This is a genomic window from Micromonospora sp. NBRC 101691 (assembly GCF_030269285.1).
Classification (GTDB): Bacteria; Actinomycetota; Actinomycetes; order Mycobacteriales; family Micromonosporaceae; genus Micromonospora; species Micromonospora echinospora.
Genome location: NZ_BSTB01000011.1, coordinates 17104 through 33693, shown reverse-complemented (window position 1 = coordinate 33693; position 16590 = coordinate 17104). Strand labels below are relative to the sequence as shown.

Annotated in this window: 13 protein-coding genes; 5 read left to right on the top strand and 8 right to left on the bottom strand. The window is 73.9% G+C overall.

Annotated features, from left to right (window positions below; all coding sequences use genetic code 11):
- The first annotated feature begins 95 nt into the window (after positions 1 to 95).
- On the top strand, positions 96 to 2534 hold the full coding sequence (locus QSK20_RS17905) for a Tex family protein (RefSeq protein WP_285789735.1): 2439 nt from the start codon (positions 96 to 98) through the stop codon (positions 2532 to 2534).
- A gap of 834 nt (positions 2535 to 3368) precedes the next feature.
- A complete protein-coding gene (locus QSK20_RS17900) occupies positions 3369 to 3803 on the top strand; it encodes a hypothetical protein (protein WP_285789734.1) in 435 nt (144 codons plus the stop codon).
- Here QSK20_RS17900 and QSK20_RS17895 read toward each other — a convergent pair.
- From QSK20_RS17895 to QSK20_RS17885, 3 genes are read right to left on the bottom strand one after another with little or no spacing between them, the layout of a single operon-like run.
- Complete coding sequence (locus tag QSK20_RS17895) at positions 3766 to 4737, bottom strand: DUF389 domain-containing protein (RefSeq protein ID WP_285789733.1); 972 nt, start codon at positions 4735 to 4737, stop codon at positions 3766 to 3768. The genes QSK20_RS17900 and QSK20_RS17895 overlap by 38 nt on opposite strands.
- A 57-nt stretch (positions 4738 to 4794) precedes the next feature.
- Positions 4795 to 5439: a GNAT family N-acetyltransferase gene (locus tag QSK20_RS17890; RefSeq protein ID WP_285789732.1), complete on the bottom strand. Its 645-nt coding sequence runs from the start codon at positions 5437 to 5439 to the stop codon at positions 4795 to 4797.
- Positions 5436 to 6680, bottom strand: a complete 1245-nt coding sequence (locus QSK20_RS17885; protein WP_285789731.1) for a glycosyltransferase family 4 protein — start codon at positions 6678 to 6680, stop codon at positions 5436 to 5438. The genes QSK20_RS17890 and QSK20_RS17885 overlap by 4 nt, the downstream gene beginning before the upstream one ends.
- A 117-nt stretch (positions 6681 to 6797) precedes the next feature.
- Between QSK20_RS17885 and QSK20_RS17880 the strand changes: the two genes are divergently transcribed.
- On the top strand, positions 6798 to 7952 hold the full coding sequence (locus QSK20_RS17880) for a DegT/DnrJ/EryC1/StrS family aminotransferase (RefSeq protein WP_285789730.1): 1155 nt from the start codon (positions 6798 to 6800) through the stop codon (positions 7950 to 7952).
- Complete coding sequence (locus QSK20_RS17875; protein WP_285789729.1) at positions 7949 to 8536, top strand: sugar transferase; 588 nt, start codon at positions 7949 to 7951, stop codon at positions 8534 to 8536. Before QSK20_RS17880 ends, QSK20_RS17875 begins: the two co-directional genes overlap by 4 nt.
- Positions 8537 to 8710: 174 nt before the next feature.
- Here the strand turns inward: QSK20_RS17875 and QSK20_RS17870 are convergent, their stop codons facing one another.
- Both QSK20_RS17870 and QSK20_RS17865 read right to left on the bottom strand, forming a co-directional pair.
- Positions 8711 to 9841 carry a polysaccharide biosynthesis C-terminal domain-containing protein gene (locus tag QSK20_RS17870; RefSeq protein WP_285789728.1) on the bottom strand — a complete coding sequence of 377 codons (1131 nt, stop codon included), beginning with the start codon at positions 9839 to 9841 and terminating at the stop codon, positions 8711 to 8713.
- A complete protein-coding gene (locus QSK20_RS17865; protein ID WP_285789727.1) occupies positions 9835 to 10905 on the bottom strand; it encodes a polysaccharide biosynthesis protein in 1071 nt (356 codons plus the stop codon). The genes QSK20_RS17870 and QSK20_RS17865 overlap by 7 nt, the downstream gene beginning before the upstream one ends.
- A gap of 169 nt (positions 10906 to 11074) precedes the next feature.
- Here QSK20_RS17865 and QSK20_RS17860 point away from each other — a divergent pair, with 169 nt between their 5' ends.
- Entirely contained in the window at positions 11075 to 12463 is a 1389-nt protein-coding gene (locus QSK20_RS17860) for a hypothetical protein (protein ID WP_285789726.1), read from the top strand.
- Positions 12464 to 12496: 33 nt separating this feature from the next.
- Here QSK20_RS17860 and QSK20_RS17855 read toward each other — a convergent pair whose 3' ends face one another.
- Genes QSK20_RS17855 through QSK20_RS17845 form a run of 3 tightly spaced genes read right to left on the bottom strand, consistent with a single transcriptional unit; the run spans position 12497 to position 16572 of the window.
- Positions 12497 to 13765, bottom strand: coding sequence for a glycosyltransferase (locus QSK20_RS17855; RefSeq protein ID WP_285789725.1), 1269 nt, complete (start codon positions 13763 to 13765; stop codon positions 12497 to 12499).
- A 51-nt stretch (positions 13766 to 13816) separates the two neighbouring features.
- Entirely contained in the window at positions 13817 to 15208 is a 1392-nt protein-coding gene (locus tag QSK20_RS17850) for a lipopolysaccharide biosynthesis protein (protein ID WP_285789724.1), read from the bottom strand.
- A complete protein-coding gene (locus QSK20_RS17845; RefSeq protein WP_285789723.1) occupies positions 15205 to 16572 on the bottom strand; it encodes an O-antigen ligase family protein in 1368 nt (455 codons plus the stop codon). Before QSK20_RS17845 ends, QSK20_RS17850 begins: the two co-directional genes overlap by 4 nt.
- Positions 16573 to 16590 lie beyond the last annotated feature (18 nt).

The following is a 16590-nucleotide window of genomic DNA, read 5'->3' as shown; positions in this document are numbered from 1 at the left end:
GGTCCCGCCGGCGCGCCCACGTACCGGACGACGGTGCTGTCGGGGCAGGACGGCACAATGCAGGGCGTACCCCACCCGAGAAGGCGGATCAGATCGTGACCCAGTCCGTTCATCAGCGGATCGCCGAGGAACTCGGCGTCACCGAACGTCAGGTACGCGCAGCCGTGGAGCTGCTCGACGGCGGCGCGACCGTGCCGTTCATCGCCCGGTACCGCAAGGAGGCCACCGGCCTGCTCGACGACGCGCAGCTGCGCACCCTCGAGGAGCGGCTGCGCTACCTGCGCGAGCTGGACGAGCGGCGCGCCGCCATCCTGGAGTCGATCCGCAGCCAGGGCAAGCTCGACGAGGCCCTGGAAGCACAGATCATGGCCGCCGACTCGAAGGCCCGGCTGGAGGACATCTACCTGCCGTACAAGCCGAAGCGGCGGACCCGGGCACAGATCGCCCGGGAGGCGGGCCTGGAGCCGCTCGCCGACGCGCTGCTGGGCGATCCGACGCAGGACCCGAAGAGCGTCGCCGCCGGCTACGTCGACGCCGAGAAGGGCGTCGCCGACCAGGCCGCCGCGTTGGAGGGCGCGCGGGCCATTCTCATCGAGCGGTTCGCCGAGGACGCCGACCTGATCGGTACGCTCCGCGAGCAGATGTGGTCGCGGGGCCGGCTGGTCGCCCGGGTACGCGAGGGGCAGGAGACGGCCGGCGCGAAGTTCGCCGACTACTTCGACTTCGCCGAGCCGTACCCGAAGCTCCCCTCGCACCGGATCCTGGCGATGCTGCGGGGCGAGAAGGAGGGGATCCTCGACCTGACCATGGACCCGGAGTCCGACGGCGACGCCGACGCCCCGGTCACCGGCCCGACCCGCTACGAGGCGGCCATCGCGGGACGCTTCGGTGTCAGCGACCAGGGGCGACCGGCGGACCGCTGGCTGGCCGACACGGTGCGCTGGGCCTGGCGGACCCGGATCCTCATCCATCTCGGCGCGGACCTGCGGATGAGGCTGTGGCAGGCGGCCGAGGACGAGGCGGTGCGGGTCTTCGCCACCAACCTGCGGGACCTGCTGCTCGCCGCGCCGGCCGGCACCCGCCCGACGATGGGCCTGGACCCGGGGCTGCGGACCGGGGTCAAGGTGGCCGTGGTGGACGCCACCGGCAAGGTGGTCGCCACCGACACGATCTACCCGCACGAGCCGCGCCGGCAGTGGGACGCCTCGATCGCCACGCTGGCCACGCTGGCCGCCGCGCACGGCGTCGAACTGGTCGCCATCGGCAACGGCACGGCCAGCCGGGAGACCGACAAGCTCGCCGCCGACCTGATCAAGCGGCACCCGGAGCTGAAGCTGACCAAGGTGGTGGTCTCCGAGGCCGGCGCGTCGGTCTACTCCGCGTCCGCGTACGCCTCGCAGGAGCTGCCCGGCCTGGACGTCTCGCTGCGCGGGGCGGTCTCGATCGCCCGCCGGCTCCAGGACCCGCTCGCCGAACTGGTCAAGATCGACCCGCGCTCGATCGGGGTCGGGCAGTACCAGCACGACCTGTCCGAGGTGAAGCTCTCCCGCTCGCTGGACGCGGTGGTCGAGGACTGTGTGAACGCCGTCGGCGTGGACGTCAACACCGCCTCCGCCCCGCTGCTGACCCGGGTCTCCGGCATCGGCGCCGGGCTGGCCGAGAACATCGTCCTGCACCGGGACGCCAACGGGCCGTTCCGGACCCGGGCGGAGCTGAAGAAGGTGGCCCGGCTCGGACCGAAGGCGTTCGAGCAGTGCGCCGGCTTCCTGCGCATCCCCGGCGGCGACGACCCGCTCGACTCCTCCAGCGTGCACCCGGAGGCGTACCCGGTGGTGCGGCGCATCCTCGCCTCGACCGGGCAGGACCTGCGCTCGCTGATCGGGAAGAGCACGATCCTGCGTGGACTGAAGGCGACCGAGTTCGTCGACGACACCTTCGGCCTGCCCACGGTCACCGACATCCTGGCCGAGCTGGAGAAGCCGGGCCGCGACCCGCGACCGGAGTTCAAGACGGCCACCTTCGTCGAGGGCGTGGAGAAGATCGGCGACCTCACCCCGGGCATGGTCCTGGAGGGCGTGGTCACCAACGTGGCCGCCTTCGGCGCGTTCGTCGACGTCGGCGTACACCAGGACGGCCTGGTGCACGTCTCGGCGATGTCGCACACCTTCGTCAAGGACCCCCGGGACGTGGTGAAGTCCGGTGACGTGGTCCGGGTCAAGGTCCTCGACGTGGACGTGCCGCGCAAGCGGATCTCGCTGACCCTGCGGCTGGACGACGAGCCGGGCACGCCCGGCGGTCGCGGGCCGGCCGACGGTGGCCGGCGGGAACGCGGCGGCCCCCGGGGCGACCAGGGTGGACGCGGTGCCCGAGGGGACCAGGGCGGACGCGGCGACCGGGACGCCTCGACGGCGGACCGGGGTGGCGCCCGGGGTTCGCGGAGCGGCGGCGCGCCACAGCGCCAGGGGCGGGGCAGCTCGACCCCGCCGCCGTCCGGGGCGATGGCTGACGCCCTCCGCCGCGCCGGCCTGGCCTGAGCCTGCGGCCGACCAACTCGGAGCTGACCCCGGTCGTCGGATCCGGATCCGACGACCGGGTCCCGTCCAACTCGGCCGGGGCAGCCACCTGAGCGGGCGGGCCAGGGTCAGCCGGCGTCAGCCCTGGGCCAGCGGAGATCAGCCGGCGTTCGGGCCGGGGCTGGAGCCCCGTCCAGCCGGTCAGGGCGACCCTCGGGCTGCCTCGGCGCGCGGGGCCGCGTGGGCTGCCTCGGCGCGGAGCCGCGTGGGCTGCCTCGGCGGGGGCGGCGAGGTGGCACACCACGTCCTTTGGAGCTGCCCGCACAGACGGGGCAGAGGGTCTGGCACCTCGCGCACCACCACGGCGCCGTGGGCGGCCCCTACCGTGGCCCCGCCGGTCCCCGTGGTCCGATCAGGGCATCGTCCTGCACCCGGACGGGCACAGGCGGGAGAGCACAGGCCGGTGGGCAGGCTGTCCTCTGCCTCTCGCCGCCGGAAGTGCACCCCGGCCGGCAGAGCCAACTGACGGCGGGCGCACACGGAGTGGCGCACGAACAGCGGACGCACGAACAGCAGGCGCAGAAACAGCAGGCGCACGAACATCGGGCGCACGAACATCGGGCGCACGAACGGGGCAGCTCTAAAGGACGCTACCCCCCACCCTGCTCCCCCGCCCCTCGCCTGACGGCTGGCTCAGGCGGAGCCGGGAGCACCACAGCGGGCCCGGAGGACCGTACCGACGTTGGACCGGGGCGGAATCGCATCACCCGCTCGGGCCGGTGAGGACGCCGCCGGGCGGGACCGGCCCGGGAGCCCGCGCCGCCGGCGGACGCGCGGCGGCGTACCGTCGGGGGCGTGGGTGAGGGCGACGGCCGGGAGTGGCGGGATCAGCGGCAGCGCGCGGTGCGGGCGCACGCCGCCGCGGACGAGCGGCGACGCGCCGTCGAGCAGGCCGAGGCCGCCCAGCTGGTCGCCGGGTTCGTCGACGAGGCGACCCGGCGCGGGCTGCGGACGACTCCGCTGGTGGCCGGTTCCTACTCCGGCAGCGGGCGGTACCGCACCGGCCTGACCGGCTGGTACGTCGACCGCGCCGGGACCCGGGCGGTGGACGTCGAGGGGCGCTTCTACCTGCTGACCGTTCCGGGTGGCCTGCGGTCCCGGCTGTTCGGGGCGACGCCGCAGCCCCACCCCGCGCCGCTGATCGTCGGGGAGGGTGGCCGGGACGGCGACTCCGTCCCGCTGCGGGAGCTGCTCACCCGGCGGCTCGACGCGGGGGACGACTGGCCGTGACCGGGCCGGTGCGCCGGGCCACGCGCCACCACCAGAGTTGCTGCACGGCCAGGGTGAGCAGCCCGGAGACCACGATCGCGCAGATGTTGATCAGGAGTTGGAGCATCGAGCCGCCCGCCTCGTGCCACACCCCGTAGGCCAGGGCGACCGCCGCGTTCGCGGCGGCCGGCACGGTGGTCACCGAGATCAGCACGCCGACCAGGCTGCCGGACTTCTTCGAGGTGAGCGAGAGCATGCCGGCGATCCCGGCGAGCAGGCCGACCACCCAGGAGAGCGCGTCCGGGCGCCAGATGAAGTCGGTCACCGGCCGTTCGGCGAGCAGCATCCCCCGGTCGACCAGGCCGGCAGCGGTCAGCGCCCAGGTGCTCAGGATGGTGGCCACGATCGCCGCCAGGAAGCCGACCACCAGGGCCTGCACCGACCGGACGATGATCCGGGGCTTGCGGCGCAGCAGGGCGACGCAGAGTGCGGCGAGCGGTCCGAACTCGGGGCCGACCACCATCGCGCCGACGATGAGGATCGGCTGGTCCAGCAGCACCGCGATGCCGGAGAGCATGGTGGCGACGACGATCAGCACGAGGTAGGTGCCGGACAGTTCGGTCTGCTCGCCGGTCTTGGCGGCGATCTCGTCCCAGACGACGGCGTCGTCGGCGTGCCCGGGGGCCTCCCGGGCGGCCCGCTCGGCGGCCGAGGAGAGGGTCAGCTCGACGTCGTCCGCGCTGACCCCGCCCCGGGCCTCCACGCCGAGTTCCTGGAGGCGGTGCAGCACGTGGTCGGCGCTCTCCCGGACCACGTCGCAGAGGATCAGGTCACCGACCGGCTGGCGGGCGGCGCCCGGGAGGACGGCCAGGTGGGCCACTCCCGGATCGGCGGCGAGCAGGTCGGCCACCGCCTCGGACCGGTCGGCCGGCGTGATGATCCTCAAGTGCAGCACGGACGGGCTCCCTGCGGTCGGGCGGCGTACCTGCCGCCGGCCGCAGCACTCTACCCGTCAGAGATCGTTCCGACGCGTCCCCGATCCGACGGTCGAACCGACCGAGACGGCGTAGCAGTTCATCCGCCGTCCCTCCCGGGTGGCGTAGTCGCCGACCAGCGTCCACCCGGCCCGCCGGTAGAAGGCGTTGACCCGGTCGTTGTCGTCGGCGTCGGTGCTCAGGTAGGCGTCGTACACCCCGCGTTCCCGCACCCGCCGCCACCACGTGTCGATCAGCTGCCGGCCGTAACCGCCGCCGGCCGCCGCCGGGTCGACGCAGATCGAGCTGAGCAGCGCCCCGCGCGCCGCGACCGGGACGTCCCCCCGGTACGCGATGCCGCGTACCAGACGCCCGACGGCGCGGGGGTCGCGCAGGGCGGGGCGGACGGCGGCCACGGCCATCCGGTGACCGCGTCGGCGCAGCAGCCGACCGAAGAAGCCGTCCGGCGTGACGGTGCCGACCACGACCCCGAGCAGCCGGCCGTCCCCGCCCCGCGACACGACGGTGACCGCGTCCGGGTCGTCGACGAACCCGGCGTAGAACTCGCGCAGGAACGGCGCGCCCAAGCGGGACAGGAAGAACCGGGGAAAGGCCCGCAGGTGCAGGTCGGCGGCGGCGGGCACGTCGTGGCCGGTCAGCGGGGCGAGGTCGACGGCGGTCACCGTCGCCCTCCGGTCGCCGTGGCCTCCCGCAGCGCCGCCTCGATCCGGGTGACCCCGGCGGCGACGGAGAAGGTGCGCCGGTAGTACTCCCGACCGGCCGCGCCGAGCAGGTGCAGCTTCTCCCGGCCGAGCTGGCAGGCCTCGCGGATCGCGGCGGCGACCGACTCCGGGACGCCGGGTCGGGCGGTGATCCCCGCTCCGCTGTCCCGCGCGACCGTGGCGGCGTCCCCTTCGGCGGCGACCAGCAGCGCGCGACCGGCGGCGAGGGTGGCCTGCACCTTGCTCGGCATGGTGTACGCCGACATACCCCCCGCCCGGAGCCCGACGTAGTGGACGTCGCCCGCCGCCATCAGGGCGGGCATCCGTTCCCGGGGCAGTCGCCCGAGGAACCGGAGGTTGGTCAGGCCGACCGACCTGGCCCGGTCCCGCAGTCGCCGTTCGGCGGTACCGGAACCGGCGACCAGGCAGAGCAGCCGGGGATCGTCGACCTGGGCGGCGGCGTCGACCAGGGTGTCGAGGCCCTGGGCCTCGCCGAGCGTGCCGGCGTAGACCAGCACGACCCGGTCGGCGGTGATGCCGAGTTCGGCGCGCAGGTCGGAAGGCGGGGGCGTCGGGGTCTCGTCCGCCCACATCGGAATGTGCACGAGTTTCTCCTCCGGCACACCCCGTCGCGCGAGCAGGTCGCCGACGCCGGGCGAGATGTAGGCGACCCGGGCGGCGGCGCGGTACATCGCCGCGCACCAGGTGTGCATCGCCCGTTCGGCGAGTGGACGGCCGGCGCGTCCGGCGTCGAGGAAGCCGCTGGCCCGGACGCTGTCCGGCCACAGGTCCAGCACGTGCAGCACGACCGGCACCCGGTGGGCGTACCGGACGAACCACATCGGCAGCGCGACGGTGATCGGTGAGTTGCTCACCCAGAGCGCGTCGAGGCCGCGCAACGCGGGTGTGCCGGAGACCAGCGCGGACGCGGCGAACGAGCCGTACGTGGCCAGCCGGCGCGCCGCCGAGCGGTCGTGACTGGGATAGAGGGCCACCCGTCGGACGTGGACGCCGTCGGCGACCTCGTCGACGCGGCGGGTCATCCGGTAACCGGGGGCGAGCCGCCCGGTGGGCCAGTTCGGAAAGCCGGTGAGCACCTGTACGTCGTGGCCACGGGCGGCCAGGCCACGGGCGAGGACGCCGGGCAGCGCGGCCGGACCGGGCTCCGGGTCGAACCACTGGCTGAGCAGGCCGAGCCGCACACCCTCACCTCATTCCCAAACAACTGCAATACGTGAAATCAGGCATCTAACGGACATCGGCAGTTTATCCTCAGCCGCATCAATTGGTGCGTAAAACACATATGCAGGAGGACCGGCATGGATGACCGCACTCTTCCCTTCGCGCTACCCGACGTCGGGGAGGCGGAGATCGCCGCCGTCACGTCGGCGATCCGGTCCGGCTGGCTCTCCAGCGGCCCCCTCGTGCGCGAGTTCGAGGAGCGGTTCGCCACGTACTGCGGGCCGGGTCTCACCGCCGTCGCGCTGAGTTCGGCAACCGCCGGCCTGCACCTCGCGCTGGAGGCGCTGGGGGTGGGGCCGGGCACGGAGGTCCTCGTCCCGACCTGGACCTTCACCGCCACCGCCGAGGTGGTCGTGCACGTCGGCGCGGTCCCGGTGCTGGTGGACGTCGACCCGGTGACCCTCACCATCGACCTCGACGACGCGGCCCGCAAGGTCACCGGGCGCACCGTCGCCGTCCTGCCGGTGCACTTCGCCGGTCAGCCGGTCGACGGGACCCGGCTGCACGAGTTCGCCCGCCGCCACGGCGTGGCCGTCGTGGAGGACGCCGCGCACGCCTTCCCCGCGGCCAGCGGCGGCGTGCCGGTCGGCGCCGGCCCGACCGCCGCCACGGTCTTCAGCTTCTACGCCACCAAGACCATCACCACCGGCGAGGGGGGCATGCTGGTCACCCGGGATCCCGACCTCGCCCGCCGGGTCCGGGTGATGCGGCTGCACGGCTTCGACCGGGACGGCTTCGACCGCTACCGCAGCGACCGGCCCGCCTGGCGGTACGACGTGGTCGACGCCGGGTTCAAGCACAACCTGACCGACCCGGCGGCGGCGATGGGGCTGGTGCAGCTCGCCCGCGCCGAGTCGATGCGGCGACGCCGCGAGCAGATCGCCGCCCGGTACCGGGCGGCGTTCGCCGGTCTGCCGCTGGACCTGCCGGCCCCCGCGCCGGAGGCGGACGTGTACGCGTGGCACCTCTTCGTGGTCCGGCTCCGGCCGGACGCCCCGGTCGACCGGGACCGGTTCATCGTGGAGATGTCCCGGCTCGGCGTCGGGTGCAGCGTCCACTTCATCCCACTGCACCAGCACACCCACTGGCGTCGTTGGCTCGCGTTGACCGACGACATGTTCCCCGTCGCCAGCCGGGAGTTCGCGCGGGTGGTCAGCCTGCCGCTCTTCTCGGCCATGGACGACGAGCAGGTGGATCTCGTCATCCGTACCGTCAGCAAGGTCCTGCAATGATCAAAAGACTGTTCGACATCGTCTGCGCGGCGGTGGGGCTGGTGCTCTGCGCTCCGCTGCTGCTCGTGATCGCCGTGGCGATCCGCTGGGAGGACGGCGGGCCGGTGCTGTTCCGGCAGGAACGCACCGGCCGACGCGGCCGTCCCTTCCACATCCACAAGTTCCGCAGCATGCGCCCCGCGCCCGGGCCGGAGGTCACCTCGGACGGCGACGACCGGATCACCCGCGTCGGCCGCCTGCTGCGGGCCAGCAAGCTCGACGAGCTGCCCCAGCTCTACGACGTGCTGCTCGGCCGGATGAGCCTGGTCGGCCCCCGTCCCGAGGTCCGGTGCTACGTCGACCACTGGCCGTCGGTGGCCCGCTGGCGCATCCTGTCCGTCCGGCCGGGCATCACCGACCCGGCGTCGATCGCGTACCGCAACGAGTCGGCGGAGCTGGCCCGCGCGGACCGCCCCGAGGACTACTACGTCTCGGTGGTGCTGCCGCGCAAGGTGGAGCTGTACGTGCGGTACGTCGAGACCCGCAGCTTCCTCGGCGACCTGCTGATCCTGGCCCGCACCGTGCAGGCCGTCCTCGGCCGCTGACCCAACCCGGCCGCACCCGGTGTTCCACGCGAGTTGCGGCAGGTCGGGGTCTCCGGCCGAGCCGAGGCCCCGACATGCCGCAACTGGAGTTGATCCCCCCGCGCACAGGGCAAGGCGGGAGCCCCGCCGACCGTGACGGTCGGCGGGGCTCCGGGCGTTCGGCCGGGTGGGCGGTCAGCCGGCCAGGGCGGCGGCCGGCTCGGGGGCGGGCTGCCCGACCGGCTCGGGCCAGGTGTCCGGGCGGGCCGGGTCGAAGACCTCGTTGGTCCAGAAGAGGGTGAGCAGGTCGTCCCGCCCGGTGTTGACGATGTGGTGCGTCCACATCGTCGGCATGTCCACCACCACCGGCTCGTCGCCGCCGACCGGGAACCGGACCACCCGGTCGTCGCCGATCCGGCGCAGCCGGATCTCCGCCGTGCCCTGGAGCACGCAGAACCGCTCCAGCTTGGCCAGGTGGAAGTGCTCCCCCCGCACCGCGCCGGGGCGGGTGGTGGAACAGAAGGTCTGTCCGCCGCCGCCGTGCGCCTTCACCGCCTCGACCAGGTCGCCCCGGGCGTCGGAGCGACGGACCAGCGGCACCGGGTAGTGCCCCGGGAAGCAGTGCGACCGGTAGGTGTTGAACAGCCGTACCGCGTGCCGGTCCGGCAGGTCGGGGATCTCCCCGGTGCGGTAGCCGGCCGCGAAGCCGCTGAGCAGCGTGGCCAGGTCCCGCACGCCGATGCGCAGCCCCGGCATGGTGGCGTCCCAGGGGTGGCCGTCGGGCGCGCCGAGCAGCCGGGCCGCCGCGTCGGTGACGTGCACCAGGGTCAGTTCACGGTCGTGGTGCACCTCGGGTCGGCCGCCCTCGGCGAGCAGCCGGCAGAAGGTGGCCACCACCGAGTTGTAGTACGGCAGGCCGTGCTCGCCGTACAGGTTGGGTAGCCGCAGGTCGACCAGGTCGGGGCGGACGGCGGCGAGGGAGGCCGCGGCGACGGCCTTCGCGTCGCCGTACGGGGTGCCGTTGCCGGCCTGCGTCGAGTTGGCGTAGACCACGGCGCCCGGCGGCTGCGGGCAGCGTTCCAGTCCCCGGGCCAGGGCGGCGGCCAGCCGGACGTTGCCGGCGGCGACCTCGGTCGGGTCGCCCCGGTTGACGCCGGCCAGGTGCAGCAACCGGTCGACGCCGGCGATCCGGGCGGCCACGGTCGCCGGGTCGGTCAGGTCGGCGCGGGTGAGCACCACCGGCTCCGGCCAGCCGAGCGCGCGGGCGAGCACCCGGACGTGCCAGCCGAGGAAGCCGCCCGCGCCGGTGACCGCGACCCTCAACACGCCAGCACCGGATCGCGCAGCGCCAGCTCCGCGCGGATCTCGGGCAGCGTCCGGAGCAGGTCCACGATCCGGGGTACGTCCAGCCGGGGCGCGTTGGCCGAGGTGAAGTCCTCGGCCGGGGAGCCGCCGAGGTCGCCCTCGGTGACGTAGAGCGCGTAGTTCAGGTCGCGGGCGTCCAGCGGCACCCGGAAGAAGTCGCCGAAGTCGTCGGCGCGGGCGAGTTCCTCCCGGCTGGCCAGCGTCTCGTCCTGCTTCTCGCCGTGCCGTACGCCGATCGTCTCGATCTTGGCGGGCACGTCGAAGAGCTGGCAGACGGCCTCGGCGAGGTCGCCGATAGTGCAGGCCACCGCCTTGCGGACGAAGACGTCGCCGGGACGGGCGTGGGTGAAGGCGTGCTCGACCAGTTCGACCGAGTCGTCCAGCGACATCAGGAACCGGGTCATCGCCGGGTCGGTGACCGTCGGCGCGCGCCCGGCCCGGATCTGCTCGACGAAGAGCGGGATCACCGAGCCCCGGGAGTACATGACGTTGCCGTACCGGACGCAGGAGACGGTGGTCCGGCTGCGCGGGTTGTTCCGGGCGTACGCCTGGGCGACCTTCTCCATCAGCGCCTTGCTGATGCCCATGGCGTTGACCGGGTGGACCGCCTTGTCCGTGCTGAGCAGCACGACCGACCCGACGCCGTGGCGTTCCGCCGCCTCGATCACGTTGGCGCTGCCCTGGACGTTGGTCCGGACCGCCTCCAGCGGGAAGAACTCGCAGGACGGCACCTGTTTGAGCGCGGCGGCGTGGAAGACGTGGTCGACGTCCCGGCTGGCGGCCCGGACCGAGTCGAGGTCCCGGACGTCGCCGACGTGGTAGCGGATCCGGTCGTCGGCGAGCACCCGGCGCATGGCGTCCTGTTTGGCCTCGTCGCGGCTGAACACCCGGATCTCGGCGACGTCGTGGTCGAGCAGGCGTCGCACCATCGTCTGTCCGAAGGAGCCGGTACCACCGGTGATCAACACTCGGCATCCGGCAGGCAACACGGTCACGCGGAGGCCCCCGTTTCGTCGTTCACACATGTCATGACGCCGGAACAACGACCACCGAAGACGCGAAGAAACGCATACCAGGCAAATCATCTCTACCCGGACTACAAAGTCAAAAAGCTGACTCAGGGGACGGGCGGCGCTCCATAGCCTGCGTGGACCCGGCACCGGCGGGCATCCGCCGCTTCCCCGAGGAGGACCGTTGTACGACGCCGCCGACTTCGGAGCCAGCCCCGACGCGACCTGGACGGTGAACCGGGACGCCTTCCAGGCCGCCAACGACGCGGCCCGGAAGGCCGGGGGCGGCCAGGTCACCGCACCGCCGGGCACCTACCAGGTGAAGGGGGTCGTCCAGGACGGTGGCGTGGGGTTCGTCCTGCCCGGGGTGACGATGCGCAGCCCGGACGGACAGTTGCCCGAGGTGCTCACCACCCGGGTCCTCACCACCACCGGCTCGATCGCGGCCGGCGGCCGTCAACTCATCGTCGTCTCCGCCGCCGGCATCCAGGTGGACGCGGTGGTCGCCGTGCAGGCGGTCGGCGGCATCCTGGACACCCAGTTCACCCGCCTGGTCCAGCCGGTCACCGCGACGCAGACCACCGGCCTCACGCTGGCCTCCGCCACCGGGTTCCCGGTGGCCGGCACCCTCCAGGTGGACAGCGAACTCGTCAGGTACACCGGACTCGACGGCGCCACGTTGACCGGCGTCACCCGCGGCGCGTACGGCACGACCGCCGCCGCGCACACCAGCACCACGTCCATCGGGGTTGCCCGCCGGTTGTACGCCCTCGTGGTCGCGGTGACCGGCACGACGGTCACCATCGACACACCCGCCCTGACCGGCGCCACCGGGGTGGCCGTCTCGGTCGGCTGTGTACGACCCGCCATCGACGGTCTCACCGTCGACGGGAACAAGGTCTGGGGCGGCGCGGTCCGTTCCCTCTTCGCGGTCACCTGGCGCCAGGTCCGGTGGGGACGGGTGGAGAACGTGACCGTCCGCAACGCCGAGAACGGCTTCGCGCTCATCCGGGGTGCCAGCGACTGCACCCTGGTGGACCTGCACCTGCACGCGTGCGGCACCCCGGAGACGGTCAAGGGCAGCGCGCTGTGGTTGTACCAGGGCTGCCGGCGCAACCGGGTCCGTGGCGTCTGCGTCACCGGACCGACCTGGACGGCCGTCTACCTGGACGACCGGACCACGACGGCCGAGGAGGGCTGGGACGGCCCGAACGACGACAACCTGGTCACCGACTTCACCGTCCGGATCACCGACTCCCGGGCTCCCGCCCTGGCGGTGGTCGGCGGGAGCCACAACCGGTTCGTCACCGGCACGATCTCCAGCCCCGGGTACGGCGTCTCGTTCGCCAACGGGTCACAGGGCACCACCGCCGACGGCTCGGTGGCCCCCTGCCGGGGCAACGAGATCACGGGGGTCGCCTTCCGGGTCCGCTTCGGATGGATCCTGGAGGCTCCCGGCAACAGCCTGCACGACTGCTACGTCGCGGCCGGAGCGGACGGGGTCGGGAGCAACACCGGGAACAACCTGGTGTACGCGGTGAGTCCCACCCCCGGCGCCACGCCACGCCTCTGAGTTCCCCGACCGCCACGACCGTGCCCCGGGTCGCTACGCCCGCTCGACGCCGACCGGGGCGGGCCGGGGAACGGCGTGACCGGGCAGCCCACCGCCCACGTCCAGCAGGTGCCGGACGATCGCCCGCAGTCGCGGCGCACAGGTCCGTTCCCAGGACAACTCGTCGCGGGCCCGCGCGGCGGCCCGGTCCACGGCGGCGCAGGTCGCCTCGGCGTCGGCGACGAGGTCGGTGATCGCCTGGGCGAAGCGGTCGGGGCGGGCCGGTGGCACGCAGCGCCCCACCGCGTGTTCCTCGACGAAGTGACGGGCCGCGGGCAGGTCCGAGGTGACCACCGCCAGCCCCATGATCGCGTACTCGTAGAACTTGGAGTTGACCGAGAGCCGGGCCTCCCCCACGTCCTGCATCAGGGACAGGCCGATGCCGCAGGTGGCCAGCAGGTCGGCCACCTCGTGTGCCGGCACCGGATCCAGCATCCTCAGGTTCGGCGGGTGGCCCGCCCGCGCCACCGCCTCGGTGAACCGCCGCCGGGCCGCCTCGCTGGGGAACCGGGAGACGGCCAGCACCTCCACGTCGGGCGCCCGCTGCGCCAACTCCACGGCCAGGCCGACGAGCACGTCCGCCCCGTAGTCGGTGGTCAGGCTGCCGGTGTGGACGACCCGGCGCAGCAGGTCCGGGGTGAGGGGCCGGGCCGGTCGGGCGAAGGCGTCGGCCGACGGGTAGTTCGGCGTGGCCACGGCGGGCAGGCCCAGCGCCCGGAACCGGTCGGCCAACTGCTCGCTGACCGCGTTGGCGGCCCCGAGCCGGCCGGCGTACCACCGCTCCGCCCCGGCCACCAGCCGGCGCGCGGCGTGCTGCACCGGCGCGGGGGCGGCGAACCGCTGCGAGTAGTACTCGGGGTAGTACTCGTGGACGTCGTACAGCACCGGTCGCCCGGTGCGGCGGGACCAGCGCCGGGCGTGCGGCAGCAGGTAGTAGTCGTGGATGTGCCACAGGTCGGCGTGGGTCCGTCGGGCCACCGCCGCGACCGCCGGCACCAGCCGCAGCCGCTGCCGCGCCGAGGTCGGTTCGGGCAGCCGGGTCTCCCGCACCCGAGGGTGGGGACGGGACTCGCCCGGCTCTCCCCCGAGCCAGATCAGGTGGACGTCGAAACCGGCGTCCAGCACCGCCTGCGCGCACCGGAGCACGCGCCGGTCGCCGACCGGGTGGACGGTGGGCACGCACACCGTCCGGCCCGCCGACGCCACCGTCGGCGCGCGCAGCCGCCAGTGCTCGGTAGTGATCACGTCTGCGTCAACGATCATGTCTCCTCCGTGTGGGTTGGTCGGGGTGGTGCGGGACACCGCGTCGTTTCGTCACGCCTGCTCGCCGCCGGTCGGGTTGCTCCCGACCGGCGCCAGCGGATCCGCCGCGCCCCGCCGGGCGGCCCCCTCCGGACGGCCCGCGACGCGGTCCCCGACCGGTGGGCGCTCGGCGAGGCGCTCCCCGTCCGTCGGCCCGTTCTCCACGGGACGGGTGCGGGCCAGGGCCGCGCGGGTCAACAGGACGTGCCCGCCGTACCAGCCGACCATCGCGAGGGAGAACGCCAGCAGGGACGCCGGCCAGCTGATCCAGCCGGCCAGGGCCGGCAGGAAGACCAGCCCCGTCGTCAGCAGTCGTCCGACGTCCCAGAGCAGTTGCTGCCGGTTGCCGCCGGTGCCGGCGAGCGTCTGGCTGAGCGGGACGACGGCGAACTGCCCGACCAGGAACGGCAGCAGGAGCAGCAGCACCGTCGCCGCGCCGGCCCACTCCGCGCCGAACACGAGCGGCGCGGCGACGTGCGTGCCGACCGCGAGCAGCGTCAACAGCACGACACCGGCGACCGAGAGTCCGACCAGCGCCCGGTCGTAGCTGGTGCGGGCACGGCGGGGAGAGGAGCGCAACTGGTGGGCGATCTCACCGAACAGGATGGGCATCAGGGCCTGGCCGAGAAGCGCGGACGGCAGCGCGCCGACCCGCAGGGCCAGGGCCAGGTCCGCCGCGGCGACACTGCTCACGGCGGCGGCGAAGAACAGGGGGACGTTGAGGGTCAGGCCGTTGATCAGACTCGCCGGGGCGGAGGCGGTCACGAACGGCCGGTGCCGCCGCAGCACGTCCCGGACGCCGACCCCGGCGGCCGGTGGACGCGGGCGGAACAGCAGCAGCGCGCCGGTCGCGTAGCCCAGGGCCATGGCGGCCAGCAGCACGGTCGCCGAACGGTCACCGAGCAGCGCGAAGGCCACCATCGCGACGCTCTGCACCAGGGTGGTGACCAGCTTCGCCACCGCGACCAGACGGTAGCGGCGGTCCCGGACCCGGGCGTAGACCATCGTGCCGGACAGACCCAGGGCCGTGGTCAGCGCACCGAGCGCGACCGCCTCGGCGAAGGCGGGCCGGTCGAGGTCACCGACGACCGCCGCCCAGGCCACCGCGAGGAGCGCCACGACGACGCCGACGACGCCGTTGAGCCGGGCGGCGATCCGCAGGAGCAGCGTGGCGTCCCGCTCGGCGGCGGTGGTGGCGGCCACGTCGAGTCGCAGCGCGCCAGCTCCGCCGACCACCGCCGCCACCGCCGCCACCGCCGCGTAACGACCGAACGCGGCGGGGGTGTAGAGACGGGTGACCAGCAGGATTCCGGCCAGGTTCACCGCCTGCGCCGCCATCATGAGCGCGGCCGTCTGCACCCGGTCCCGGCTCGGCACGGGCAGCGCCACGGCGCGATGCCTCATCGTGCCCGGACCTGCGGAGGTACCACCACCGCCGGCCGGCGCGCCCCCTCCGGCGGTTGCGGCCGTGACGCCCGTCCCCCGGCCAGTACGGCGGCGGCGAACACCCACACCAGGTAGTTGCCGTTGAGGTCCGCGCTGAACAGCGAGTTGACGAAGGCGAAGGTCAGCAGGGCGGCGGCGGCGACCACGGAGGGATCCGTCCGGCACCGCCACAGCACCCGGCCGGCGGACACCAGCAGCAGCACCAGACCGGCCAGCGCGACGAGGCCACCCTCCACCGCCACTTCGAGCGGCAGGTTGTGCGGGTAGATGGCGTCCTCGAGGCCGGGCAGGACGATCAGCGAACCACCCGGCACCACCGAGCCGAAGCCGCCCCAGCCCAGTCCGAGTGGGCGGTCCAGGAAGACCTCGGCGGCCAGCCGGGAGAGCATCACCCGGGTCTCCGCGGAGGCGTCCAGCGGCCCGCCCCAGAGCACCGCGAAACGGGACGTCAACGCCTCCGGCAGGGCCGTCGCGACGGTCAGGGCGGTGACGCCGACCAGACCGGCCACCGGCGGCAGCAGCTGCCAGCGCCGGGTGCCACTGACCGTGACGGCGAGGACCAGGCCGGCGAGGGCCAACGCGACGAGCGGCCCCCGGGAGCCCGTCAGCAGCAGCGGCACGGCGAGCGCCACCGCACCGAGCAGCGCCACCAGCCGCAGCCGGCGCACCAGGACACCCAGACAGAGCAGGCCGACCACGCCGTACCCGATGAGCCGGGCCGTGGTGATCGAGACGGTGCCGGCCAGAACGACCGTGTCGAGGGCCTGGTAGGCCGGATCCGGCCGGAACAGCGCCAGCAGCGCGACGAGCACCCCGATGCCCGCGCTGGCCCAGAGCAGCGCCATCCGCCGGGCCGGCCGGTCGACCACGAGGAGCGCGGCGACGACGAACGCCGGGGTGGTGGTCAGCATCTGCACCGTCTTGCCGGACTGGTACCCCCCGATCGACGTCAACGCGAAGCCGGGCAGGAAGGACAGGAACAGCACGAGGAACGGCAACGCTCCCGCCGGCGCCCGGAAGCCCCGGGCCGCCCAGGTCACCACGATCAGCACCGCGACGGCGGCGAGGTCGGCGTAGAGGAACAGGTGCCGCAGCGGACCGGCCCCGCCGACCAGGGGCCCCGCCGGATCGGTCAGCACGCCCGAGGCGTCCAACGCGGTGGCGGCGGGGAAGGCGACGACCGGCAGCACCATCGCGACGTCGCGCACCCCGACGCGCACGCCGGGCGGCGCGGGCGTCCCGGCGGCGGCCGGTCGCACGGACGGCCGACGGCCGGCGCGGTCGGGCACGAACGGCGGCGAACTCTCGTGCCCGACGCTCATCGCGCCTCCCCTCCTGTC

Coding starts and splice junctions, on each gene's coding strand:
- QSK20_RS17880 (WP_285789730.1), top strand. CDS start 6,798: ATGGATGACCGCACTCTTCCCTTCGCGCTACCCGACGTCGGGGAGGCG.
- QSK20_RS17850 (WP_285789724.1), bottom strand. CDS start 15,208: ATGAGGCATCGCGCCGTGGCGCTGCCCGTGCCGAGCCGGGACCGGGTG.
- QSK20_RS17875 (WP_285789729.1), top strand. CDS start 7,949: ATGATCAAAAGACTGTTCGACATCGTCTGCGCGGCGGTGGGGCTGGTG.
- QSK20_RS17855 (WP_285789725.1), bottom strand. CDS start 13,765: ATGATCGTTGACGCAGACGTGATCACTACCGAGCACTGGCGGCTGCGC.
- QSK20_RS17865 (WP_285789727.1), bottom strand. CDS start 10,905: ATGTGTGAACGACGAAACGGGGGCCTCCGCGTGACCGTGTTGCCTGCC.
- QSK20_RS17845 (WP_285789723.1), bottom strand. CDS start 16,572: ATGAGCGTCGGGCACGAGAGTTCGCCGCCGTTCGTGCCCGACCGCGCC.